The organism is Novosphingobium sp. TCA1 (genome assembly GCF_009811895.1).
Lineage (GTDB): Bacteria > Pseudomonadota > Alphaproteobacteria > Sphingomonadales > Sphingomonadaceae > Novosphingobium > Novosphingobium panipatense_A.
In genome coordinates this window covers 1-24294 of record NZ_BLJH01000044.1, presented here as the reverse complement: position 1 = coordinate 24294, position 24294 = coordinate 1, and the positions used below count along the sequence as shown (strand labels likewise).

Annotated in this window: 20 protein-coding genes and 1 pseudogene; 14 read left to right on the top strand and 7 right to left on the bottom strand. The window is 60.8% G+C overall.

The window, feature by feature from the left end:
* Positions 1-42: 42 nt before the first annotated feature.
* The 3 genes from NTCA1_RS25605 to traA form a co-directional block, all read right to left on the bottom strand.
* Complete coding sequence (locus NTCA1_RS25605) at positions 43-312, bottom strand: hypothetical protein (RefSeq protein WP_133085212.1); 270 nt, start codon at positions 310-312, stop codon at positions 43-45.
* The gene (locus NTCA1_RS25600; protein ID WP_133085213.1) at positions 302-529 is read right to left on the bottom strand and encodes an AlpA family transcriptional regulator; all 228 of its coding nucleotides are present in this window, start codon (positions 527-529) and stop codon (positions 302-304) included. Before NTCA1_RS25600 ends, NTCA1_RS25605 begins: the two co-directional genes overlap by 11 nt.
* Positions 530-666: 137 nt before the next feature.
* The gene (traA, locus tag NTCA1_RS25595; protein WP_133085214.1) at positions 667-3630 is read right to left on the bottom strand and encodes a Ti-type conjugative transfer relaxase TraA; all 2964 of its coding nucleotides are present in this window, start codon (positions 3628-3630) and stop codon (positions 667-669) included.
* A 179-nt stretch (positions 3631-3809) separates the two neighbouring features.
* On the opposite strand from traA, the gene NTCA1_RS25590 reads away from it, so the two are divergent.
* The 7 genes from NTCA1_RS25590 to NTCA1_RS25560 are packed head-to-tail and all read left to right on the top strand — an operon-like array spanning position 3810 to position 11554.
* On the top strand, positions 3810-4136 hold the full coding sequence (locus NTCA1_RS25590) for a conjugal transfer protein TraD (RefSeq protein ID WP_133085215.1): 327 nt from the start codon (positions 3810-3812) through the stop codon (positions 4134-4136).
* Between the two features lies 1 nt (position 4137).
* Positions 4138-4410: a conjugal transfer protein TraD gene (locus NTCA1_RS25585; protein WP_133085216.1), complete on the top strand. Its 273-nt coding sequence runs from the start codon at positions 4138-4140 to the stop codon at positions 4408-4410.
* Positions 4407-4760: a type II toxin-antitoxin system Phd/YefM family antitoxin gene (locus NTCA1_RS28840; RefSeq protein WP_236549579.1), complete on the top strand. Its 354-nt coding sequence runs from the start codon at positions 4407-4409 to the stop codon at positions 4758-4760. The genes NTCA1_RS25585 and NTCA1_RS28840 overlap by 4 nt, the downstream gene beginning before the upstream one ends.
* On the top strand, positions 4757-6331 hold the full coding sequence (locus NTCA1_RS25575; RefSeq protein WP_133085217.1) for a type I restriction-modification system subunit M: 1575 nt from the start codon (positions 4757-4759) through the stop codon (positions 6329-6331). The genes NTCA1_RS28840 and NTCA1_RS25575 overlap by 4 nt, the downstream gene beginning before the upstream one ends.
* Positions 6328-7587 carry a restriction endonuclease subunit S gene (locus NTCA1_RS25570; RefSeq protein ID WP_133085218.1) on the top strand — a complete coding sequence of 420 codons (1260 nt, stop codon included), beginning with the start codon at positions 6328-6330 and terminating at the stop codon, positions 7585-7587. Before NTCA1_RS25575 ends, NTCA1_RS25570 begins: the two co-directional genes overlap by 4 nt.
* Positions 7584-10607 carry a type I restriction endonuclease subunit R gene (locus NTCA1_RS25565; RefSeq protein WP_159832239.1) on the top strand — a complete coding sequence of 1008 codons (3024 nt, stop codon included), beginning with the start codon at positions 7584-7586 and terminating at the stop codon, positions 10605-10607. The genes NTCA1_RS25570 and NTCA1_RS25565 overlap by 4 nt, the downstream gene beginning before the upstream one ends.
* An 8-nt stretch (positions 10608-10615) precedes the next feature.
* Positions 10616-11554: a restriction endonuclease gene (locus tag NTCA1_RS25560; RefSeq protein WP_201282602.1), complete on the top strand. Its 939-nt coding sequence runs from the start codon at positions 10616-10618 to the stop codon at positions 11552-11554.
* A 362-nt stretch (positions 11555-11916) separates the two neighbouring features.
* Here NTCA1_RS25560 and NTCA1_RS25555 read toward each other — a convergent pair whose 3' ends face one another.
* The 4 genes and pseudogenes from NTCA1_RS25555 to NTCA1_RS28835 all read right to left on the bottom strand — a co-directional run.
* Positions 11917-14241, bottom strand: a complete 2325-nt coding sequence (locus NTCA1_RS25555; protein WP_133085236.1) for a heavy metal translocating P-type ATPase — start codon at positions 14239-14241, stop codon at positions 11917-11919.
* A 122-nt stretch (positions 14242-14363) separates the two neighbouring features.
* On the bottom strand, positions 14364-16133 hold the full coding sequence (locus tag NTCA1_RS25550) for an oleate hydratase (RefSeq protein WP_133085220.1): 1770 nt from the start codon (positions 16131-16133) through the stop codon (positions 14364-14366).
* 163 nt (positions 16134-16296) lie between these two features.
* Positions 16297-16743, bottom strand: coding sequence for a TetR family transcriptional regulator C-terminal domain-containing protein (locus tag NTCA1_RS25545; protein ID WP_236549580.1), 447 nt, complete (start codon positions 16741-16743; stop codon positions 16297-16299).
* Positions 16744-16935 (bottom strand): annotated as a pseudogene (locus NTCA1_RS28835) (helix-turn-helix domain-containing protein); the annotation flags it as partial. It abuts the gene before it with no gap.
* A 167-nt stretch (positions 16936-17102) separates the two neighbouring features.
* Here NTCA1_RS28835 and NTCA1_RS25540 point away from each other — a divergent pair.
* From NTCA1_RS25540 to NTCA1_RS25510, 7 genes are all read left to right on the top strand, one after another.
* Positions 17103-18257 carry an NAD(P) transhydrogenase subunit alpha gene (locus NTCA1_RS25540; RefSeq protein ID WP_133085237.1) on the top strand — a complete coding sequence of 385 codons (1155 nt, stop codon included), beginning with the start codon at positions 17103-17105 and terminating at the stop codon, positions 18255-18257.
* A complete protein-coding gene (locus tag NTCA1_RS25535; RefSeq protein ID WP_133085222.1) occupies positions 18254-18562 on the top strand; it encodes an NAD(P) transhydrogenase subunit alpha in 309 nt (102 codons plus the stop codon). The genes NTCA1_RS25540 and NTCA1_RS25535 overlap by 4 nt, the downstream gene beginning before the upstream one ends.
* 1 nt (position 18563) lies before the next feature.
* Complete coding sequence (locus NTCA1_RS25530) at positions 18564-19979, top strand: NAD(P)(+) transhydrogenase (Re/Si-specific) subunit beta (RefSeq protein ID WP_133085223.1); 1416 nt, start codon at positions 18564-18566, stop codon at positions 19977-19979.
* Positions 19980-20026: 47 nt separating this feature from the next.
* Positions 20027-21418 (top strand): NAD-dependent succinate-semialdehyde dehydrogenase, encoded by a 1392-nt coding sequence (locus NTCA1_RS25525; protein ID WP_133085224.1) that lies wholly within the window; start codon positions 20027-20029, stop codon positions 21416-21418.
* Positions 21419-21433: 15 nt separating this feature from the next.
* Positions 21434-22462, top strand: coding sequence for an alcohol dehydrogenase AdhP (gene adhP, locus NTCA1_RS25520; RefSeq protein WP_037475973.1), 1029 nt, complete (start codon positions 21434-21436; stop codon positions 22460-22462).
* A gap of 160 nt (positions 22463-22622) precedes the next feature.
* Positions 22623-23420, top strand: a complete 798-nt coding sequence (locus NTCA1_RS25515; protein WP_133085225.1) for a (S)-acetoin forming diacetyl reductase — start codon at positions 22623-22625, stop codon at positions 23418-23420.
* A 73-nt stretch (positions 23421-23493) separates the two neighbouring features.
* Positions 23494-24294 (top strand): alcohol dehydrogenase catalytic domain-containing protein (locus tag NTCA1_RS25510; protein ID WP_159832238.1); only part of this gene is annotated, 801 nt, incomplete at its 3' end.

Sequence of the window (24294 nt, the reverse complement as noted above, 5' to 3'; positions counted from 1 at the left end):
TTGGCTACCCCTGACGTCGATGCCTACCGTGAATCTGTGTCCCTACAATGCACAGGGGCCAAAGAGTTCATCGAACAGGTCGCCGAACCATCGCTCGAACACCTCGATCTCGGCCTGCGTGACCGGAACGGGATCGGGCCAGTCGTCGGTGACGGTCCATGTGCTGAGGTCGTGCTTGGGCGGCCTGCCGGGGAACGGCCACGGATAACCCAGCAATTCCGTAAGCTGCTCCGACGCCGTGGGCGGTCGTTTGCCGCGCCGGGAGCGGGAAGCCGCCTCCGGCTTGTCGTTGTCCCGGCGATCAATAGTCATCGGGGAAGTCGATCTCGTTGCGCGGACGCTGCCGCCAACCGGCGGGATCGGCAACCCAGCGGTTGATGTCGGATTCATGCCATCCCGCGCCGTTGGTGCTGATCTTCAGTTGGGCCGGGAAAGTGCCTTCGGCGATCTTGCGATAGATGGTGGACCGCGACAGGCCGGTGCGGGCACGAACGGTGTCAAAGCGGATGATACGGTCTGGTTGACGCATGACTGTGCTGCCTCCTGCTGGTCGTTTCTGACGTTTACAGAGACCAGACAGAGCAACGATTTATCGTTGTGCAAGAAGTATTTAGTCGTCGTAGTAGTGTAGCGTGGAAGCGGCGGCAAATAGGAAAATTCTGCACTCTATAACCCGATGCCTCGGCCCCTGCCGAGGCCGTGACTGAAGGCGAGGTCTTTGCCGAGACTGCGCCCTGAGTCGAAGTCGCCGCCTATGCCGAGATCGCGCTTGCGGTTGGCGAGCAGGGATTCCATCTGCGGATCGCGTTCGAGGCTCATCGCCATGTTGCCCATCTCCGCGCGCGTGGCCTTGTAGCCGGACATGTCGCCTTCCCTGTACTGGCGCTGGCTGGTCTGGCCGAGTTTCTGCCAGCGCTCCACGAAGCGATCCGCGCGGCGGATCGGGTCCGCCTCCCGCCCGGTGCGGATTTCAGTTTCGAGCTGGAGGGCGCGGATGGTGCGGTTGATCCGTCCGCCCGCCGTCTCGCGGACAAGCTCCGGGTTCTTGACATATGCGGCCTCGGCATCCTGCGCGCCGTGAGGCCGCAGCTTGTCGAAGGCGTTGCGGGCGTCGGTCAGTTCGCGCATGTGCGCGGGCGTGGCAAGCTCCACGCCCCCGGTAGTCAGGATCGTGTCCACCGCGCGGGCGTGGCGCACGAGCGCATTAGTGCGGGCCTTGCGCAACGCCGCCTCGGGGTCTTGCGCCACGGTCCTTTCCGGCGCTGCCCGTTGCGGCGACGGCGTGGGATTTGAGCCAGGTGCGGCATCGACAGGCAGGCGAAGGCCGTCGAACATGCCGCCGATCCTGTCGCGCACCTGTTCCGGTACGATCTTCCTGACGATCTCGACAACCCGCTCGCGGAAGGTGATGCCGCGCCGCTCGGCGTAGTTTTGGGCCGGGTCGTAGTCCGTCGCCATGTCCTTGGCCCGGTCGCGCGACAGGGTGCGGGCGAGCCGGTTCTGGTCGGCGAAGTCGTCGCGGCCATAGTGCAGCTCCATGCCGTCGCGGTGACGTGATAGGGCGACATAGCTGCCGTGCGCGTCCATGCCCGGTGTCGCCAGAACATGGGTGCGGTCCACCGTCATGCCTTGCGCCTTGTGAATGGTCGCGGCATAGCCGTGGTCGATCTTATTATAGTCCTTCAGGTCGAAGGCGACAGAACGGTCATCGTCGGTCTGTACGGTCATACTCTGCGCGTTGACCTCTCGAACCGTGCCGAGCGTACCGTTCTTGACGCCAAGGCCGCGCTCGTTTTGCAAAAACATCACGCGGTCGCCGCTGGCGAAACTGCGCGCGCCGCGCTCGGCGGTGACGCGCACGTCCTCGCCCAGATCGCCAGCCTCCCGCATCCGGTCGCGCGCGGCCTCGTTGAGTTCGCGCACCTCGGCATTGGTGTGGGTGAGGATGATGCGGCTGCTGTCCGGCGCGGCCTGCCGGTCGCGGTCCCAACGGTCGATCAGATCGCCGCGCGCCTGCTCGCGCGTCTCGGCGGAATGCACCATGTCATGCGCGTCATAGGCATGGATGGCATTACCCGTCCTGCCGGTTGCCAGATCGCGCGTGGCGTCGCGCTGCCAGTCCTCGCGCTGGCGGCGGACCTCATGGATTTCGACGCCGCCGTGACGATCATGAATCGAGCGGAACGCTGCACCTGCTTCGATGGATTGCAACTGCTGCGGATCGCCGACAAGCACGATCTTTGCGCCAGCGTCGGCGGCATGGGATAGCACGCGCTCCAACTGCCGCGTGCCGACCATGCCCGCCTCGTCGATGACAAGCACATCGCGGGACGTGAGCATGTCGCGTCCGTTCTGCCAGCCGTGTTCCATGCTGGCGATGGTGCGCGAGGATATGCCCGATCCGCCTTCAAGATTCTCGGCGGCGATGCCCGAAAGGGCAACGCCGCGAACCTCAAAACCTGACGCTTCCCATGCTTCACGCGCCACGCCGAGCATGGCGCTCTTTCCCGTTCCGGCATAGCCGACGGCAATGCCAAGGTCGCGACCATCCGTAACATGCGCCAGCGCGTCGGCCTGCTCGCCGGAAAGAACAAGGCCGCGCTGTGCTGCTCGTGCAAGTGCTGCCTCCCTGTCCCTGTCGCTGACTTCGTGCGATTCCTTCTCGGCCATCAATTCCGCCGCGCGGTGCAGGCGCTGTTCGGCCTCGATCATGTCGCGGGTGGTGAAGCGGTCCTCGCCGTGTCCGTCCTGCCCGAGTTCGACCAGATCGGGCGAACCCCGCATCGCGCCCATGGCCTCGTTGAACTGGTCGAGGCCGTCGCTGTGCCGGTGCGCGAATTTCGCCATGTCCCGGCGCGTGAAGGTCGATTGCTGCTGCGTGATCGCATCCAGCGCGATGGAAGGATCGGCAATGATCCGGTCGCCGTTGTTGCGCGCGATCTCACGGTGCATGTCGGCACGGTCGGCGGCTTCGATCCCTTCACCTTCGATCCGCTGTGCCGGTGCGCCGATCTGGCTTTGCGGCTCCAAGCCGATGCCCTGCGCCTCAAGGCTGCGGTGGTCGATCCGCGCGTCTATGTCGAGTTCGGCCAGCCGCTCGTTGACATGATCGGCCCAGCGTTCGCGCCAGCGCTCGACCATTTCGGTGCGGTTCCAGTCCCGCACCTTCTGGCCGAAACCGTTCTCGTCCACGCTGCGCATGGTGAGCATGACATGGGCGTGAGGCTTCGGCATCCCGTCCTCGCCGATATCCCAATGCACGTTCAGATCGGCGATCATGCCTTGATCGACAAATTCGGCCTGCGCGAAGTCGCGGGCCAGCTCGATGCCTTGCGCCTGAGTCATCTCGCGCGGAATGGCAAACTCCACCTCGCGGGCAAGCTGGGCATCCTTGCGCACCTCGAACGCCTCGACATCGTTCCAGAGCCGTTCGCGGTCGCTCCATGCCCCCGGTGCGTTCTCCGGCAGCATCACCTCGGAATGGACGACGCCGCGCTTGCCGGAGAAGTCTTGCACGCGGTCGATGCGCCCGTCGCGCAGCCGCGAGGCCGAGCGGTAGGCGGCGGAGGCCACCGCGCTCGACCCAGCCTTGCGGCCAATGACCTTGACGTGAAGATGATAGATCGCCATCGCGATCAAGCATTGGCACGGCCAAGTGTACGTCGGAACGACGTATAAGCGCGCCCTCGAAATGAATTTCTCGGGACTGTTCGCGCCGTGTCAGACCGTCCCGGTGACATTACTGCATTCCGCGCCTCGCGAAACTATCCTCTCCGCATCGACACCTTGTGACCGGAAAGGAAAGGCACATGCGCAAACCGAAAGACTATGACGCCGAACTGAAGGCGCTCGAAGACAAAGCGCGAGAACTCAAGACGCGAAAGGTCCAGCAATTGGGCGAACTGGTGATCGCCACCGGAGCGGACAGTCTCACTGCCGACGAACTGGCCGGCGCGCTGATCGTGTTGGTGGAGACGAAAGATGCCGGGAAGAGGGAGGCATGGGCGAAACGCGGGACTGCGTGGTTTCAGAGAAAATCCCGACGATCTGCACGCGGCGGTGACCGCAACGGTGGCGGCGCTTCGACGCAATCGGACGGCACGCAATCGTCATCAGGCGCAACGGGCGCGGCATGATATGCGGACATGGCAGGTCGAGCGCCGCAAACGCACGCGGCATCTGATCGAACTCGGCGGCCTCGTCGTCAAGGCGGGCATCGTGGACCTGACCGGCGACGACCGCGCCATGATCTTCGGCGCGCTGATCTGGGCCGCAGAAAAACTCCAGGGTGAAGACGGCGAACACGCGCGCGGCGTCTGGATCAAGCTGGGCAGAATGGCGTTCGACGCCGACGATACCGAGCGAGTAGGCGTTCGCAACAGGCCGGATGCGCCGCAAAGTCGATCATGATCGCGGCGGGCGGCGCGGAGACCTCAACTATCGCAGCGCTGCCCGCCATCGGACGCCAGTTTGCCATTGCCCAAAAGAGCCATTTCGCCTTAATTGGCGCAATAGGGGCAATGCGGGAATCAGCCATGAAAATCATGTCCGCGCGCGAAGCGAAGAACGGCTTCGGGCTGATGATCGACACCGCGCGTGCGGCTCCCGTGCTGGTCGAAAAACACGGGCGCGGCGTCGTGGTGGTCATGTCCGTGGAAGAATATGAGCGTCTGAAAGCAATCGAAGCGGGGCGGCTGAGCCATCAAACGACCAGCGGCGATCCTGCCGGACACAGAGTGAGCGGGGATGTCCGACGGTGAGTAATGTTAAGGAAATCGAGCGCGCCGAGTTACATAAAACCATCTGGCGCATCGCCAATGATTTGCGCGGTAGCGTCGATGGCTGGGATTTCAAAAGCTATGTGCTCGGGATGCTGTTTTACCGCTTCATCTCGGAAAATCTGGTCGCCTATCTGAACGAGCAGGAACGCCGCGCGGGTTCCTCCAGCTTCGATTATGCCAGCCTGACCGATGCCGACGCCGAGTTCGGGCGCGCCGAGACGGTGAAGGAAAAAGGCTTCTACATCCTGCCGTCCAACCTGTTCGCCAATGTGAGGCAGCGCGCGCGCAATGACGCGAACCTCAACGAAACGCTCTCTCGCATCTTTGCTGAGATCGAAGGCTCGGCCAACGGCGCGGACAGCGAGGACGATTTCAAGGGGCTGTTCGACGATCTCGACGTCAACAGCGGAAAGCTTGGCCCCACCGTATCCAAGCGCAACGAAAAGCTGGTCAAGCTGCTCGACGCCATCGGCGATCTGCCATTGTCGGGCGGTGGGTTCGCGGAAAGCAGCATCGACCTGTTCGGCGATGCCTATGAATATCTGATGCAGATGTATGCATCGACCGCTGGAAAGTCAGGCGGTGAATATTACACCCCGCAGGAGGTTTCCGAACTGCTGGCCCGCATCACGGTGGCAGGCAAGGATGAGGTCAACAAGGTCTACGATCCGGCCTGTGGTTCGGGTTCTCTGCTGCTCAATTTCAGCAAGGTGCTGGGGCATGACAAGGTTCGGCAGGGGTTCTTCGGTCAGGAAGTGAACCTGACGACCTACAATCTGTGCCGCATCAACATGTTCCTGCACGATGTGAACTATGAAAAGTTCGACATCGCGCATGGCGATACGCTGACCGATCCCGCCCATTGGGATGATGAACCGTTCGAGGCGATTGTTTCCAATCCGCCCTATTCGATCAAATGGGACGGCGACGCCAATCCGCTCCTGATCAACGATCCGCGCTTTGCGCCTGCGGGTGTTCTCGCGCCCAAGAGCAAGGCCGACCTCGCCTTCACCATGCACATCCTGCACTGGCTGGCGGTGAATGGCACGGCGGCCATCGTCGAATTTCCCGGCGTGCTTTATCGCGGCGGAGCCGAAGCGAAAATCCGCCAGTATCTGATCGACAACAACTATGTCGATGCGGTGATCCAGCTTCCGCCCGACCTGTTTTTCGGCACGACAATCGCCACCTGCATCATCGTTCTGAAAAAATCCAAATCAGACAACGCCACCTTGTTTATTGATGCCAGCGCGGAGTTCGCGCGCAATGGCAACAAGAACAAGCTGGCGTCCCCGCATCGGCAGAAAATCCTTGATGCCTTTACCGCACGCATAAGCATCGACCATTTTGCGCGGCTGGTGGAAAACGGCGAGATCGCGGAAAACGGCTACAACATTGCCGTGTCCTCCTATGTCGAGCAGGAGGACACGCGGCAGGCGGTGGATATCATCGCGCTGAACGCCGAAATCACAGCCATCGTCACGCGGCAGGCACAGTTGCGCGAGGCGATAGACGCCATTGTCGCCGATCTGGAAGGAGCGGCGGCATGAGCCGGATTGATGCGCTGATTGCGAAGCTGTGCCCGGAAGGGGTGGAGTTCAGGCCTATTGGTGACTTTGGTGAACTGGTGCGCGGCAACGGCATGCCGAAATCTGACTTCGTGGAAGCCGGTGTCGGATGCATCCACTACGGGCAGATTTACACCTTCTACGGTATCTGGGCGACGGAAACGAAGTCGTTCGTTCCTCCGGAGAAAGCGGCGCGTTTGGCGAAGGTCGATCCGGGCGATCTGATCATCACCAATACCAGCGAAAACATCGATGACGTATGCAAAGGCGTTGCTTGGCTGGGGGATACTCAGATCGTCACAGGTGGGCACGCCACCGTGTTGAAACACGATCAGGATGCAAAGTATCTCTCATACTATCTGCAAACGCCCCAATTTTTTGCCGATAAGAAGCGGCATGCGACAGGTACGAAAGTGATCGACGTTTCTGCAAAGAGCCTTGCGAAGATCAAAATTCCTGTCCCGCCGCTCGAAATTCAGAAAGAAATCGTTGTAATACTTGATAATTTCACCAAGCTGGAGGCGGAGCTGGAGGCGGAGCTGGAGGCGCGGCGGCGGCAATACCAACACTACCGCGATGCCTTACTGACCTTCGACGAACGCACGGATAAGCAAGCAAGCAAGCAAGCAAGCAAGCAAGCAACGAGGATAATGGCATTGGGTGAGCTTGGCAACTTCATACGTGGACGGCGCTTCACCAAGAACGACGTGGTTAAAGGCGGCATTCCGAGCATTCACTACGGCGAAATCTACACGCACTATGGCGTGGCGGCTTCATCCGCCATCTCACATGTTCGTGCCGATATGGCGAAACAGCTTCGATTTGCCCAGCCGAGGGACGTGGTGATCGCCGCCGTCGGTGAAACCGTTGAGGATGTCGGTAAAGCCGTGGCCTGGCTGGGGAATGAAGACGTGGCCGTACACGATGATTGCTTCGTCTTCAGGCACTCGATGAATCCCAAATTCGTATCGTACTACTTCCAGACGGAAGCGTTCCATGCGCAGAAGAATAAGTATGTTGCGCGCGCGAAGGTGAAACGCCTGTCTGGCGAGAGCCTCGCCAAGATCATGATCCCGGTTCCATCGCTGGAAGAGCAGGAGCGCGTCGTGTCCATCCTTGACAAGTTCGACGCGTTGGTGAACGATCTTTCCAGCGGCCTGCCTGCCGAGATCAAAGCGCGCCGCCAGCAATATGAGCATTACCGTGACCGCCTGCTGACCTTTCAGGAAGCGGCATGAAGGAAGCGCCGCCTCCCTCACGCTATGAACCGATTGCGCTGTCAGGCGAAAGCACGGTTGTTGCCGAATACCAGCCCGATCCTTCGGCCAAGCAGGAAAGCGGCTATCAGTCCGAGGCGGAACTCGAAAAGGCCCTTATCCGGCAATTGCGGGCGCAGGCCTATGACTACCTGCCCGTCACGTCAGAGGCCGCTCTGGTCGCCAATCTGCGCCGCCAACTGGAAAAGCTGAACAAGGTTACGCTGTCGGATGCGGAATGGGAGCGGTTCTTCACCACCTGCATCGCCAGCGCCAATGACGGCATCATCGAGAAAACCGCACGTCTGCAGGAAGACCATGTGCAGGTGCTGAAGCGCGATGATGGAACCACCAAGAACATCTATCTGATCGACAAGGATAACATCCACAACAACACGCTTCAGGTCATCAACCAGTACGAGATAGAGGGCGCACGGGCTAACCGGTACGATGTCACGGTTCTGGTGAACGGCCTGCCGATGGTGCACATCGAACTGAAACGCCGGGGCGTGGATATCCGCGAAGCCTTCAACCAGATCGACCGCTACAGCCGCGACAGTTTCTGGGCCGGATCAGGCCTGTTCGACTATGTGCAACTGTTCGTCATCAGCAACGGGACGCTGACCAAATATTACAGCAACACCGTGCGTGACGGGCATCTGGCCGAACAACGCGGTAAGCGCAGCCGCCAGAAAAGCTCCAACAGTTTCGCTTTTACCAGTTGGTGGGCCGATGCGAAGAACCAGCCGATCACCGAACTGGTCGGCTTCACCAAGACCTTCTTTGCCCGACACACGTTGCTGAACATCCTGACGCGCTATTGCGTGTTCGATGTGGATCGCAAATTGTTGGTGATGCGCCCCTACCAGATCGTCGCGGCAGAGGGGATATTGCTGCGCATCGGCACGGCCACCAATCACCGGCAACTGGGCACTTTGGCGGCAGGCGGCTATGTCTGGCATACGACCGGCAGCGGCAAGACCCTGACCAGCTTCAAAGCCGCGCAACTGGCGCGCAGCTTGCCCAGCATCGACAAGGTTCTGTTTGTCGTGGATCGTAAGGATCTCGATTATCAGACCATGCGCGAATACGAACGGTTCGAGAAAGGGGCGGCGAACTCCAACACCTCGACCGCCGTGCTGCAACGGCAACTGGAAGACCCGAACGCGCGCATCATCATCACGACCATCCAGAAGCTCAGCCGGTTTGTCGCCCGGAACAAAAAGCATCCGGTCTATGACGCGCATGTCGTGGTGATCTTCGATGAATGCCACCGCAGCCAATTCGGCGACATGCACGCGGAAATCACCCGCTCTTTCAGGCGCTATCACCTGTTCGGCTTCACCGGCACGCCGATCTTCGCCGAAAATTCCGGTACCGGCGGCAATCCACTCCTGCGGACCACGAGCCAAGCATTCGGCGACAAACTGCACACCTACACCATCGTCGATGCGATCAACGACAAGAACGTGCTGCCATTTCGCATCGACTACATCAATACGATCAAGGCCGGGGCGGCGATCCATGACAAGCAGGTTTCGGCCATCGACACGGAACGGGCGTTGCTCGCGCCCGAACGTATTTCACAGGTGGCGGGCTATATCCGCGAACATTTCGACCAGAAGACCAAACGCAGCGCCAGCTACAGGCACGGCGGCAAGAGACTGAACGGCTTCAATTCGCTGTTTGCCTGCGCCTCAATCGACGCCGCCAAACGCTATTACACCGAGTTTGCTAGCCAGCAGAAGGACCTCCCGCCAGCGCAACGACTGAAGATCGGCCTGATCTACAGTTTTGCCGCCAATGAGGGGGAGACGGACGGCTTGCTGAGCGAGGAGGAGTTCGAGACCGAAGGGCTGGATCAGGGATCGCGCGATTTTCTGGAAGCCGCCATACGCGACTATAACAGCCTGTTCGCCACCAATTTCGATACGTCTGCCGACAAGTTCCAGAACTACTACAAGGATTTGTCTCAGCGGCTGAAGAACCGCGAGCTTGATCTCGTGATCGTGGTCAACATGTTCCTGACCGGCTTCGACGCCACCACGCTCAATACGTTATGGGTGGACAAGAACCTGCGCGCGCACGGGCTGATTCAGGCCTATTCGCGCACCAACCGCATTCTGAACTCGGTCAAGACCTACGGTAACATCGTCTCCTTTCGTGATCTGGAGCAGGCGACGAATGATGCGCTGGCGCTGTTCGGCAACAAGGACGCCAAGGGCATTGTCCTGCTCAAGCCCTATGCCGATTACTATGCGGAATATCAGAAGAAAGTCGCCGAACTGGTGGCGCTGTTCCCGCTGGGCGAGCCAATCGTCGGAGAGGCCGCGCAGAAGACGTTCATCAAACTGTTTGGGTCGATCCTGCGGTTGAAAAACATCCTCACGGCGTTCGACGATTTTGCTGGCAATGAAATTCTCAGCGAACGCGATTTTCAGGACTATCAGAGCCTCTACCTGAACCTGCACGCCCAATTCCGCAGCGTTTCCGACGCTGAAAAGGAAGCGATCAACGACGACGTGGTGTTCGAGATCGAACTGATCAAACAGGTCGAAATCAACGTCGATTACATTCTGATGCTGGTCGAACGGTTCATCCAGGCCAAGGGCACCGGAGACGACAAGGAAATCCGCGCGACCATCGACCGCGCGATCAACTCCAGCCCGTCGCTGCGCAACAAGAAAGACCTCATCGAACAGTTCGTGGATTCGGTTTCCGCGACGGCAAAGGTGGATGCGCAATGGCAAGCCTTCATGGCGGCGAAGAAGGTGGAGGAACTGGAGCGGATTATTGCCGAGGAAAGCCTGAATGCTGCGGCGACCCACAGCTTCATCGACAATGCGTTCCGCGATGGCAGCATCCCTTCCACCGGCACCGCCATCACCAGAATCCTGCCGCCGGTGTCGCGATTCTCGAAAGGCAACGGCCATGCCACCAAAAAGCAGGCCGTGCTCGATAAGCTGGCCGCTTTCTTTGAACGGTATTTCGGGCTGATATGAGCAAACCAATGGAAACGCCTGACACTGCCGCTCAGATTCCTGATTACCAAAGCCTGATGCTGCCAGTCCTGCACGCCGCCAAACAGGCCGAGGTGCGGATCGGAGATGTCATCGTAAATCTCGGGAGTGACCTCGGGTTGAGCGAAGCGGCGCGCAACGCCCTGCTTGCTTCAGGCCGCCAGACCATTTTCGCTAACCGTGTGCACTGGGCAAAAACATATCTCGCGAAGGCCGGACTGGTTGAAACCACCCGACGCGGCCATTTCCGTGCCACACCGCGCGGCGTTGAAGTTCTCATCGCTGCGCCTGAGCGGATCGATAATCGCTTCTTAGCTCGCTTCGAGGAATTCCGCGCGTTCACAGACCGTGGAACGTCGTCCGCCACGGAGGAAGCTGATCGGATCGACGTCGCTTCCGACACCGCTGAAGCAACACCAGACGAAATCATGCGCGCCGCGCATCGCCGGATCGAGGCTGCGCTGGGAGAGGATTTGCTGGATCGTGTTCGCGCCGCACCACCAGACTTCTTTGAGCGGCTGATCGTCAATCTTCTACTCGCAATGGGCTATGGCGGATCGGTTGGAGAAGCTGGGCGTGCGCTCGGGCGTAGCGGGGACGACGGCGTTGATGGCGTGATCGATCAGGATGAGTTGGGACTTGACCGGGTTTACATCCAGGCCAAACGTTATGCTGCGGGCAACAGCGTAAGCTCTGGCGCAATCCGCGATTTCTTCGGCAGTCTTGACCGGCACAAGGCCGCCAAGGGCCTGTTCGTCACCACATCGACCTTCACCGCCAGTGCTCGCGATACCGCCGAATATTTGAGCAAGCGCATCGTGCTGATCGATGGTGGGCAACTGACACGGCTGATGATCCGGCACAATGTTGGCTGCCGGATCGAGGAAAGCCTACACGTCCGCAAAATCGATGAAGATTTCTTCGAATGATATCATAGGGCTATAGCGTAAACGTAGTGATCATCACTATCGGTCGCGGCCCGCCACCTTGAACAAAATGATTAATTTTGAGAACGGCTTACCGCCCAAACGCCGCCGATTTCCCTCCACAGCCCGAACTGGCGCTTCGTTGAGCGCCCGAACATCTTGATTTCAGTACCCATTGTTTACTCAGCGGTTATCTAGTCGCTCAACTCTGCGGCGGCTGATCAGCAACAGTGCCGCAACAACGGCCATATCTTCGTCGGTCGGTTTTGGACGGCACATAACAGTTATTTTTCGTGGAAACGGGACCACAAATCGCACTTAAGATGAGTCCGTGATGTGGCACTGCCTAGAAGATTACATGCTTGTCACAGTTTTTGGTGGCTGAGGCGCAAGGCATTCAGGACTACCGTGAAGGAAGATGCAGCCATTGCAGCCCCGGCAAGCATCGGCGAGAGCAGTATCCCGGCAAAGGGATAGAGGATGCCGGCAGCTACCGGCACACCGATGCCGTTGAACAGGAAGGAGAAGAATAGGTTCTGGCGTATGTTCGCCATGGTGGCGCGTGCAAGCCGACGGGCGCGGACCATGGCCGACAGATCGCCATTGGTCAGGGTCAGGCCGGCGCTCTCGATGGCGACATCGGTGCCGGTGCCCATGGCAACCCCCACATCGGCGGCGGCAAGGGCAGGCGCATCGTTGATGCCGTCGCCCGCCATTGCCACACGGGCGCCCTTCGCCTTGAGTTCGGCAATGATGCGCGCCTTGTCTTCGGGTTTGAGATCGGCGTGCACCTCGTCGATTCCGCCGATCGCTTTCGCAACGGATTGCGCGGTCCCTTTGCCGTCACCCGTCAGCATGACAATTCTAAGGCCCCCGGCGTGAAGCGCCGCAATTGCCGCGGAAGCAGACGTCTTGATGGGATCGGCGACAACGAGCAATCCGGCGCACCTGCCCTCAATCGCGACGAGCATGACCCCCGCACCTTCCGCGCGCCGTCGCTCGCCCTGTTCCCTAAGGGGTGACGGATCGGCGCCCACTTTGCGCATCTGATCGGCATTGCCAACGGCTACTACACGACCGTCGACATTTCCGGTAATACCAAGGCCGGTATGCGCCTCGAACGCGCTCACGGTGCCGAGCGACAAGGCACGCTCCTTTGCGGCGTCGACCACGGCGAGCGCCAAAGGATGCTCCGAGTTCGTCTCGACGGCTGCGGCAAGGGCCAGTAGATCATCCTCGGAGAAACCCTCCACAGGGCTTACCGCGACTAGCCTCGGTTTGCCCTCGGTCAACGTCCCGGTCTTGTCGATCACAAGGGTATCGACCCTGTCGAGCGCTTGCAGGGCTTCGGCATTCTTGACCAGCACGCCGGCCTGCGCCCCGCGACCCGTTCCAACCATGATCGACATGGGTGTCGCGAGACCAAGCGCACAGGGGCAGGCGATGATGAGCACGGCAATCGCATTGAGCAGCGCATGACCCAGTCGAGGTTCGGGACCAACGCACAACCAGATCGCGAAAGTCGCGACCGCAATAAGGACCACGAGCGGCACGAACCAACCGGCGATCCGGTCGGCGACGGCCTGGATGGGCGCGCGGCTGCGCTGAGCTTCGGATACCATCGCGACGATGCGCGCGAGCATGGTTTCGGAGCCGACCGCACGCGCCTCCATCACCAAACTGCCATTGCCGTTGACCGTGCCGCCAGTAACGCTCGATCCGGCTGTCTTTAGCACCGGCGCAGGCTCACCCGTGAGCATCGATTCGTCTACCGAGGATTGACCTTCCAACACTGTTCCGTCGACAGGTATCGCCTCACCTGGGCGGATGCGAAGCCGGTCCCCTCTCACAACCTTGGACAAAGGAACCTCGTCGTCGCTACCGTCGGCTTGCATCCTGCGCGCGGTCTTGGGGGCAAGGTTAAGGAGAGAGCGAATGGCCCGGCCGGTTGCGGCGCGTGCGCGAAGTTCAAGCACCTGACCAAGAAGGACGAGGGCGACCACAACGCCCGCAGCTTCGTAATAGACCGGGACCATGCCGCCATGCTGACGCAAAGCGGCGGGAAACAGGCCTGGCGCAACTGTCGCCGCGAGGCTGTAGAGGAATGCCGCACCGACGCCGAGCGAGATCAGCGTGAACATGTTGGTATGCCGGCTTTTAAGCGATGCCCAGCCCCGCTCGAAAAAGGGCCAGCCCGCCCACAAAACGATCGGGGCACAAAGGACAAGCTGTATCCACGGCGACCAGGAGGCAGGGACGAGATGCAGACCCAACATCTCGCCTCCCATCGACAGGATGAGAAGCGGCACGGCGAGAGCGCCCGCGACCCAGAGCCGGTGCGTGAAGTCGACCAGTTCGGGGTTGGGCGCATCGTCGAGCCTCGGCGCCTCGGGTTCCAACGCCATGCCGCAGATCGGGCAACTGCCCGGTGCGGGCTGCCGGATCTGCGGATGCATCGGGCAAGTCCAGATCGATCCCTCGAGCGGAGGCGGCGCTATATCCTCCGTAACCGGGTTCAAATACTTGCCCGGATCGCTGAGGAATTTCTGCCGGCAGCCGGCCGAACAGAAGCGATATGATTGCCCATCATGTTCAGCGTGATGTGACGTCTTCGCCGAATCGACGGCCATGCCGCAAACCGGATCACGCCCGTGCCGCGCCGCTTCGTCTTCTTGGCGATCATGCCGCATCGCGGCGCCAATTCCGGGTTCAGCCATCGAGTAACTCCGCGAAGATCATAAACGTCTCCCTCGGCGCCAGATGGGGGCTCAGCCTGCGATCAGGGCCTGATGGCTTATGATCGCAGCCTGCCTTACACGTCCTGCACCAGATGAAATTCCTGCAGTAATTGTCCGATCTCTGTGCCTTCCAGTTTTTTCATCAGCAGCTTGCGCAGGAAGGCCGGGCCGGGAAGATCAATCCCCTTGCCATCCCTCAGCGGCCCGATCGCGGCAAGGAGTGTCCGGATATCGTAGGTGGAGTTGAACACTTCCGGCACACCGCGTTCGACATTCATCAACGTATAAACGGCCTCCATCGGGGTCCTCACCGAATATTCCGTCGTGAAGATGCAGTCGCGCTGCTTCGATTCTGCAAACTGGCCGATGAAGGCGAAGTTGACCGCGCCTTCAGGGACCACGTCCGGCCGGTCGCCCGCTTGGCGCGGCATGAAGAAGGCGGTAATGTAGGGCATCATCGTTGGAACGGTGCTGGCGCCCGTCGCGGCCAGTTCCGGGATGCTCTCGACCGGCACGCCGAGATGGTACAACCATTCCTGGGTGATCTCCTCGCCGGTGCAGTCCTGCATCGGCTTCTTCACATAGTCGCCGGGCTTGTCGACGAAGAGGGCGTAGAACCAGGCGATCATCTGGTCTTTGGGCTGCTTCTTGAAATGCGGCTGCCGGTGGACCGTCCAGCTCAGCAGCCACGCCGAGTCCTTCACGGTGACGATACCGGCGGAGACGACCTTGCCGGTGAACGGGTTTCGTTTGGTGATTTTCTCGATATAGGCCGGGATGCGGGCGTCGAGCGCGGTAATAGAGGCAGAGGCCCATTTCGTTTCCGAGATATGAGCCCCGAACACATCAGGACGACCGAACGCCGGGTCCTTGGCAGCGATGCGGCGCCACAGGTCCCAGGCCGGAGCCGGTCCCTCGTTCAGCTTCGCCGGCGTCTTGTGATCGCCATTGTCGGAATTCTCGGTCAGCGAACCGATGGTGATGAAGACGAGATCGTCGGTACCTAAATCGACGCCGCCCTCCACGCCCTTCTCTTTCCAGTGGATCCGGGTCGCCTGCTTGCAATCAGCCTTGATGTCGAAATCGACATCGGTGACCTCGACGCCATAGCGGAACTTGACCCCGTGCTCGGTCAGCCACTTCACCAGCGGCAGCACCATCGATTCATACTGGTTGTAGCGATTGAACTTTAGCGAGGAGAAGTCGGCCAGGCTGCCGATGTGGTGGATGAAGCGGTGCAGGTAGAGCTTCATCTCGAGCGCCGAATGCCACTCCTCGAAGGCGAACATGGTGCGCCAGTAGAGCCAGAAATTGCTCTTCAGGAAGTCCTCGCCGAACACCTCGTTGATGCGTTTGTTCTCCATCTCCTCGCGGGCCGCCAGGAAGACGGAGAGTAGATCCTTCTGGGCCTTGTCGTTCAGCGTCAGCAGCGCTTTGTCGGGCACGTCCTGGCCCTGGTTCTGCGTCGTGCGCTGAAGCGAGAGATTGGGGTCGTCCTTGTTGAGCCGATAGAATTCGTCGAGGACGCTGGCGTCCTCGATCTCCAGGGACGGAATCGAACGATAGAGATCCCAGAGGCACTCGAAATGCTCCTCCATCTCACGGCCACCGCGGATGACGAATCCCTTGTCCGGCACATCGAGGCCGTCGAGGGCGCCACCGGGGATCTCCAACTCTTCGAGAATGGTGATGCGCTCGCCGACGACGCCCCCGTCCCGGATCAGGAAGGCGGCCGCCGCCAGTCCAGCCAGACCCGAACCGACAATCCATGCGGTCTTCCTGTCCGCCCCTTCCGGTTTGCGGGGACGCACGAACGCTTCGTAATTTCCGCTGCTATAATGCATGGTAGAGCATTCCTTCTCATCTATGTCCGCTGGGCCTCGTCCGGGCTTTGATAATGGTTGCAGGACGACGGCAAAGCATGCTCATCTGAAGTACGCTGTTGCGTCTGAAGCCAGCCATTGCGCTGTCCTTGTCGGCATTCCGCGAAAACGTGACCGATCGACATCAGCAAGTCCGCTCGTTAGGGACTGGAGCGGCCGCGAGAAGAGACTCCAGAAACAGGCTGATCGCCGCGGCGATGCGCGGCGGACCTTTCGCGCTTTCCTGCACCGCCAGCCCGTTGGACAGGGCCATCAGGCCCGAAGCCAACTGCGCGGGATCGACTGGTACAACCTTGCCGCAGCGCGCGAAGGTCTGGCTGACCAGATCGGCAACGCGTTTCTCGTGCTCCAGCCAGAAGCGGGAATAGCTTTTGGCAAATGTCGGACTTCTCAGTGCATGTAGTTGCAACTCGACGGTGAGGATCGACCAGTCGCGGTCGGTTTCGAACTTTTCGAACCACTTTCCAAGCGCAGCGAGAACCTGTTCGGCGCCATGCTCGCCGTTTCCGACGATAGCATCCAATTGCTCCTCTTCCCATGCAACATGCCGCTTGAGAATATCGAGAAGCACGGCTTCCTTGCATGGGAAATTCGAATAGAAAGCGCCCTGCGAATATCCAGCCTCCTCCGCGATGTCCCGAAGCGACGTCCCGCCGAAGCCGTGCCGGACGAACAGCCTCCGTGCAGCGTCGACAAGCCGTTCGCGTGTCTGGACTTGCGCCTCGTGCCGACTCAGCCTTGTTCTTACGGCCACCCTGGTCATCATGTGTTGCCCCTCCTGCCGCGATAGTGAACCTCCGAAAATTAAATATCAAATGACATTTGGATTGTATTTGATCTGTGTCAATGTGCACAGCTGCATGGTCGGCGCACAGATACCACACGGCTCGATACGCGGCGACTGCGAGCCCAACCACTGCGGAGCAGGCGATGGCGATCCAGATAGCAGTTCTCAAAGAAATCAAAGCCGGAGAGAAGCGAGTGGCCGCCGTACCAATGGTCGCCACCCGGCTGGCGCGACTGGGTGCTTCTCTGGTTGTTGAAAGAGATGCCGGTTACAGCGCGACTTTCACGGACGAAGCTTATGAGGATGTGGCATTTGCGAACACGCCACAGGCGCTCGTCGCGAATGCGGACATCGTGCTGGCCGTGCAACCACCGCCGGTCGATGTGATCGGGACGATGAAGCCGGGCGCCTTGTTGATCTCGTTCCTTTACGGTGCTGCGAACCTGGAACTCGTCACGGCGTTGCGTGACCACAAGATCACAGCGTTTGCGATGGAGCGCATTCCCCGCATCAGCCGCGCGCAATCGATGGATGCCCTGTCGAGCCAGGCGGCACTGGCGGGCTATTATGCGCCGTTGCTGGGCGCGGTACACATGCCGCGGATCCTGCCGATGATGACGACCGCTGTGGGCTCGCTGCGTGCGGCAAAGGTGTTGGTGATGGGCCTTGGCGTGGCCGGGCTTTCGGCACTGGCGACGGCACACCGCCTCGGCGCGGTTACCGAGGGCTATGACGTCCGCCCCGAAACCGCCGAACAGGCGCGGTCGCTGGGCGCGAAATTCGTCGACACCGGCATCGATGCACGGGGCGAAGGCGGTTATGCGCGCGAGCTGACGGCGGACGAGAAAGCGAAAGTACGACAGATCGTCTCGCAGCACATCGCCGAAGCGGACATGATCATCACGACGGCAGCGGTGCCCGGCCGGCGGGCGCCGATCCTGATCGCCGCCGACCAGATCGCGGCGATGAAGCCGGGCGCGGTGATCGTCGATCTCGGCGCTGAAAGCGGCGGCAACTGCGAAGGAACGCAGCCCGGCCAGACAGTCACCGTAGGGCCAGTGACGATCCTGGGGCCGCTCGATGTGCCTTCAGCGCTGGCCCAGCATGCCAGCGAACTTTACGCCAAGAATATTCTCAATCTTGTCACCTTGCTGGTGAAGGACGGGGCCATCGCGCTCGACTTCGAGGATGAGGTCATCGCCGGAACCGTCTTCACGCATGGCGGAGAGATTCGCGATGGTGCGGTGCGGCAGGCGATAGAGGGGATGGCTTCATCCGGTGCGGAGAATGCGAAATGATTATCGACACATCGATGACCTGGCTCATCGCACTCTACATTTTCATGCTGGCGGCCTTCACCGGATACGAGGTCATCAGCCGGGTGCCGTCTATCCTCCATACGCCGCTGATGTCGGGATCGAACTTCATCCACGGTATTGTCGTCGTCGGGGCGCTCCACGCGCTGCTGAACGCGACCACGCCCTTTGCGCAAGGCGTCGGCTTTCTTGGGGTTGCGCTCGGCGCAGCCAACGCCGCCGGGGGTTATGTGGTGACCGACCGCATGCTCGCCATGTTCAAATCCAGCGGGGCGAAGAAGAACTGACATGTTGATCCAGCATATCCTCGGCGTAAGCGGATTGGCCGCTGCCGGCCTGTTCATTTTCGGCCTGAAGCGGATGTCGTCACCGGTTACCGCGCTATCAGGCATCGTCGTGGCGGGTATCGGCATGGTGGTTGCCGTCGCTGCCAGTTTCCTTACCGTTTTTGACTTGCCAGCAGAGGTCGGGCCTTATCGTACCGTTAACGTGATCCTCGCGCTCCTTGCCCTTTGCGCAGGCGGCGGCTGGGCATTCCTGCGCGGACGCAAGGTCGAGATGACCGCAATGCCGCAGATGGTCGCGCTGTACAACGGCATGGGCGGCGGCGCGGCGGCAGCCGTGGCGGCTGTCGAATTGTCGACGCGCGGTGTGCACGCAGCGCTGATTCTGGCGGTGACGGCGGCCGGCGCGCTGATCGGCTCGATCTCGCTGACCGGGTCGGTGATTGCCTGGGCCAAGCTCGACGGCCGGATCCGCAATCCCTGGCGCTTTACCGGCCAGCGCATCGTCAATGGGGTGCTGTTCCTTGCAACCGTCCTGGTGGGCGTCGCGATGGTGGCATTTTTTGGCACGGCGAATTCCCCGCTGCTGGCGGCGCTGTTCTTCCTCGGCGCGCTTGCGTTCGGGATCATGATGACATTGCCGATCGGCGGGGCGGACATGCCGGTCGTGATCTCGCTCTATAACGCCTTCACGGGTCTGGCAGTGGGGCTGGAAGGCTATGCACTGCAGAACCCGGCGCTGATGATCGCGGGGATGGTAGTGGGCTCTGCGGGGACGTTGCTCACCGTGCTGATGGCCAAGGCGATGAACCGCTCACTCGCCAATGTCCTGTTCTCGAACTTCGGCGATGTGGCCGTCGGGAGCGGCAGCGAAGCGCATGGTGAAATGAAGAGCACCGAGCCCAACGATGCTGGCATCGCCATGCGCTATGCCTCCAGCGTCATCATCATTCCCGGCTATGGCCTTGCCGTCGCGCAGGCGCAGCAGAAGCTCTATGAATTCGTGAAGCTGCTCCAGGCCGCAGGCGTCGGCGTGAAGTTCGCGATCCATCCGGTTGCGGGGCGCATGCCCGGTCACATGAACGTGCTGCTCGCCGAAGCCGGCGTGCCCTATGACATCATCTTCGATATGGAAGATATCAACGCCGAGTTTGCCAACACCGATGTCGCGCTGGTCATCGGGGCCAACGATGTCGTCAACCCGGCGGCACGCACCGACAAATCCTCGCCGATCTACGGCATGCCCATCCTCGATGCCGACCAGGCCCACCAGGTCTATGTCGTCAAGCGCGGTCAGGGCAAAGGTTATTCCGGCGTCGAGAACCTGCTCTTCTTCAACGAGAATTGCAGCATGGTCTATGGGGATGCCCAGGCGGTGCTGACGCAGATGGTGCAGGCCGTGAAGGATCTCGGCGCGTGACCGTACCCCTTACCCCCGAAATCTGATTCACCACAGGAGAATGGACAATGTCCTACGCGACCATCAATCCCTATACCGGAGACACTGTTGCGACCTTTCCCGACGCAACGGACGAGGAGGTGAAGACCGCGCTGGACAAAGCAGACGCGGCTTTCCTCAGTTGGCGCGAAACCTCCTTCGCCGAGCGCGGCCGTATCCTGCAGAATGCCGCAGACATCCTGCGCCGGGACAGCGATGCTTTTGCCCGCCTGCTGACGCTGGAAATGGGTAAGCTGGTCGCCGAAGCGAAGGCCGAGGTGGAACTCTCCGCCAAGATCTTCGAATATTATGTTCGGCATGCGGAAGACCTGCTGAAGCCGGAGAAGCTGCCGGTGCTCGATCCCGCCGAAGGCGAGGCGATGCTGGTGCACGAGCCGCTCGGCGTCCTCCTGGCGATCGAGCCATGGAATTTCCCTTATTATCAGATTGCCCGCATTCTCGCGCCGCAACTCTCGGCCGGCAACACGCTGATCCTCAAGCACGCCTCGAACGTTCCGCAGAGCGCCGCCGCGTTCGAGAGACTGATGAACGAAGCGGGTCTGCCGGAAGGCGCGTTCCAGAATCTCTATGCAACGCGCGATCAGATCAACCTCATCATCAACGATCCGCGCGTTCATGGCGTGGCGTTGACTGGCTCGGAAGCTGCCGGCGCGGTGGTTGCATCCGAGGCCGGCAAGGCGCTCAAGAAGTCGACCATGGAACTGGGCGGCGCCGACGCCTTTGTCGTGCTCGCCGATGCCGACATGGACAAGACGATCGACTGGGCCGTCTTCGGCCGGCACTGGAACGGTGGCCAGGTCTGTGTTTCGTCCAAGCGCATGATCGTCGTCGATGAAGTCTACGACACCTTCCTCGACGGTTATCGCAAGGGCGTAGCCAAGCTCGTCATGGGCGACCCCTCCGACCCCGGCACCACTCTCGCGCCGCTCTCCTCGCAAAAGGCGGCCGACGACATCAAGGAACAGATCCGCAAGGCCGTCGAACTGGGCGCCAAGGCTGAGGAAGTCGGTCCTACAGTGCCGAACAAGGGGGCTTTCGTGCAGCCAACTTTTCTGACCGACCTCGATGAGGGCAATCCGGCCCGTTATTGGGAATTCTTCGGTCCGGTATCGATGCTGTTCCGTGCGAAGGATGAGGACGATGCCGTGCGCATCGCCAACGACTCGCCCTTTGGCCTGGGCGGCTCCGTCTTCACCTCCGATCCTGTCCACGGCGCCGAAGTGGCGAAGCGGATTTCCACCGGCATGGTCTTCGTCAATCACCCGACTAAGGTGGAGGCCGACCTGCCGTTCGGCGGCATCCGTCGCTCGGGCTATGGCCGCGAACTGCTGGGCCTCGGCCTCAAGGAGTTCGTCAATCACAAGCTGATCGATGTCGTCGATATCGACGCGCATTTCTGAGAGAGGAACATCGCCATGGAAAGCACGATGAAAGCCGCGGTCGTCCGTGAATTCGGAAAGCCATTGGTCATGGAGGAAGTCGCGGTGCCCCGACCTGGCGCCGGCCAGATCCTCGTCAAGATCGCAGCCACCGGTGTGTGCCACACCGACCTGCATGCCGCTGAGGGCGATTGGCCGGTCAAGCCCAATCCACCCTTCATTCCTGGTCACGAGGGCGTCGGACATGTGGTCGCGGTTGGCGCAGGTGTGAAGCATGTCAAGGAGGGCGACCGGGTGGGCGTGCCATGGCTATACGATGCCTGCGGCCATTGCACGCACTGCCTGGGCGGCTGGGAAACGCTGTGCGAGGAGCAGCACAATACCGGGTATTCGGTGAACGGCAGCTTTGCCGAATATGTTCTCGCCGATCCCAATTATGTGGGGCATCTGCCCGGCAACGTTTCGTTCGTCGATATTGCGCCGATCCTGTGCGCCGGCGTCACCGTCTACAAGGGCCTCAAGGTAACCGACACCAAACCGGGCGACTGGGTGGTGATCTCCGGCATCGGAGGTCTCGGCCATCTCGCCGTGCAATATGCCAAGGCGATGGGCCTCAACGTCGTCGCCGTCGATGTCGATGACAGGAAGCTCGACCTCGCCCGGTCGCTGGGGGCCACGTTGGCAGTCAACGCCCGTTCGGAAGACCCGATCGCTTTCGTGAAGAAGCAGATCGGAGGCGCGAATGGGGTGTTGGTCACCGCCGTGTCGCCCAAGGCCTTCGAACAGGCGATGGGTATGGTGGGACGCGGCGGCACGGTCGCGCTCAACGGCCTGCCGCCCGGTGACTTCCCGCTGCCGATCTTCGACACGGTGCTGAACGGCGTGACCGTGCGGGGATCGATCGTGGGGACGCGGCTCGATTTACAGGAAGCCTTGGACTTCGCCGGTGACGGCAAGGTGAAGGCCACGATCTCAACCGACAAACTCGAGAACATCAACGACATCTTCTCCCGGATGCACAAGGGCGACATCCAGGGCCGCGTCGTCATCGATTTCGAGCAATAACGAGCCGCTTTTCGATCGGGCGTGTCTTCGTCGATCAGCCGGTCACCGCCGGGGCCGGAGGTCAATTGCCTTTCTGAACGCGTCTCCTCTCACCCTTAGGAGGGAGGAGACGCGCCGGTGGAGGAGAGGCGCCATCCCGAACAGACGAAGGAAGATTATCATGACTACTGGCAAGAAGGTCGCAATCGTCACAGGTGCCGGCCAGGGCATAGGCTTGGCCATCGCGGTGCGTCTCTCCCGGGAAGGCTTCGCCATCGGCTGTCTCGATTATAATGCGGAAACGGCAGAGGCGGCAGCCGATGCAATCATCGCTACAGGCGGTGAAGCACTCGCGGTCAAGGTCGATGTCGCTCAGCGCGATGACGTCTTCAAGGCGGTGGATGCGGTCGTTCAGCGGTTTGGCCGGCTCGATGTCATCGTGAACAACGCAGGCCTCGGACCGACCACACCGATCGAGGAGATCACGCCCGAAATCTACCACAAGGTGTTCGACGTCAATGTCGGCGGCACCTATTGGGGCATCCAGGCGGCGCTCAAGCATTTCAAGGCACGTAAGCCCGAGAAGGCCGGCGATATCGTCGGCAAGATCATCAATGCTTCGTCACAGGCGGGACAGGTTGGCAATCCCGATCTGGCGGTTTACGGCGCGACCAAGTTCGCGATCCGCGGCATCACCCAGACAGTAGCCAAGGATCTCGCACCCCTTGGCATCACCAGCAATGCCTATTGTCCCGGTATCGTGCGCACGCCCATGATGGAGGGCATTGCTCAGAAGGTCGCTGATGAAAATGGCCAGACCCTTGAATGGGGCCTGCAGCAATGGGCGAAGAACGTAACGCTCGGGCGCATCTCTGAGCCGGAAGACGTGGCAGCCTGCGTATCCTTCCTTGCTGGCCCGGACTCGGATTACATGACAGGGCAAGCCCTGATTATCGACGGCGGCATGGTCTTTAACTGAGGCAGAGGTTCGAAGACGATCCTGTTTCGGCAGGCTCGTCTTGGTGCAGCTGTCAGATGCTGGGAGGCATGCGATGCATGCAATGGTCCTGAATGCGGTCGGTCAGCCGCTCGTGTGGACCGAACTTCCGGATAGAATACCGGGCCGAGGAGAGATTCGGGTGAACGTCCTCGCCTGTGGCGTCTGTCGCACAGACCTGCACGTCGTGGACGGGGAACGGCCCGATCGACATGTTCCCATCATTCCGGGCCATGAGATCGTCGGCCGGATCGATGCGCTTGGCGATGGGGTTACGGGGCTTGCGATCGGAGAGCGGGTCGGCATCCCCTGGCTGGGACACACCTGCGGCGCTTGCCCCTATTGCCGCAGCAACCAGGAAAACCTTTGTGATGCGCCGCAATTCACCGGGCATACCCGCGACGGTGGCTATGCGAACGCCGTCATAGCCGATGCGCGCTTCGCATTTCCGGTGGGCGAGCAAGGCGGGGACGTCATGCTGGCGCCCTTGTTGTGTGCGGGATTGATCGGCTGGCGCTCGCTCGTCATGGCGGGCGAAGCGGCAAGAATCGGCCTCTATGGCTTTGGTGCCGCTGCCCATATCATCGCGCAAGTTGCACGCTGGCAAGGGCGCTCCGTCTATGCCTTTACCCGAGCAGGCGACACGGTCACACAGGCGTTCGCAAAGAGCCTGGGTGCTGTATGGGCAGGCACCTCCGAGGACAGCCCGCCCGACCCGCTCGACGCCGCCATTATCTTCGTGCCTGCCGGTAGCCTCGTGCCCGCTGCGCTCAAGGCGGTCCGCAAAGGCGGGCGGGCTCTGTTGCAAACATGGGGCACGGCCGCGCGGCGTCACCCAGTTGGGGGATTAGGCAGC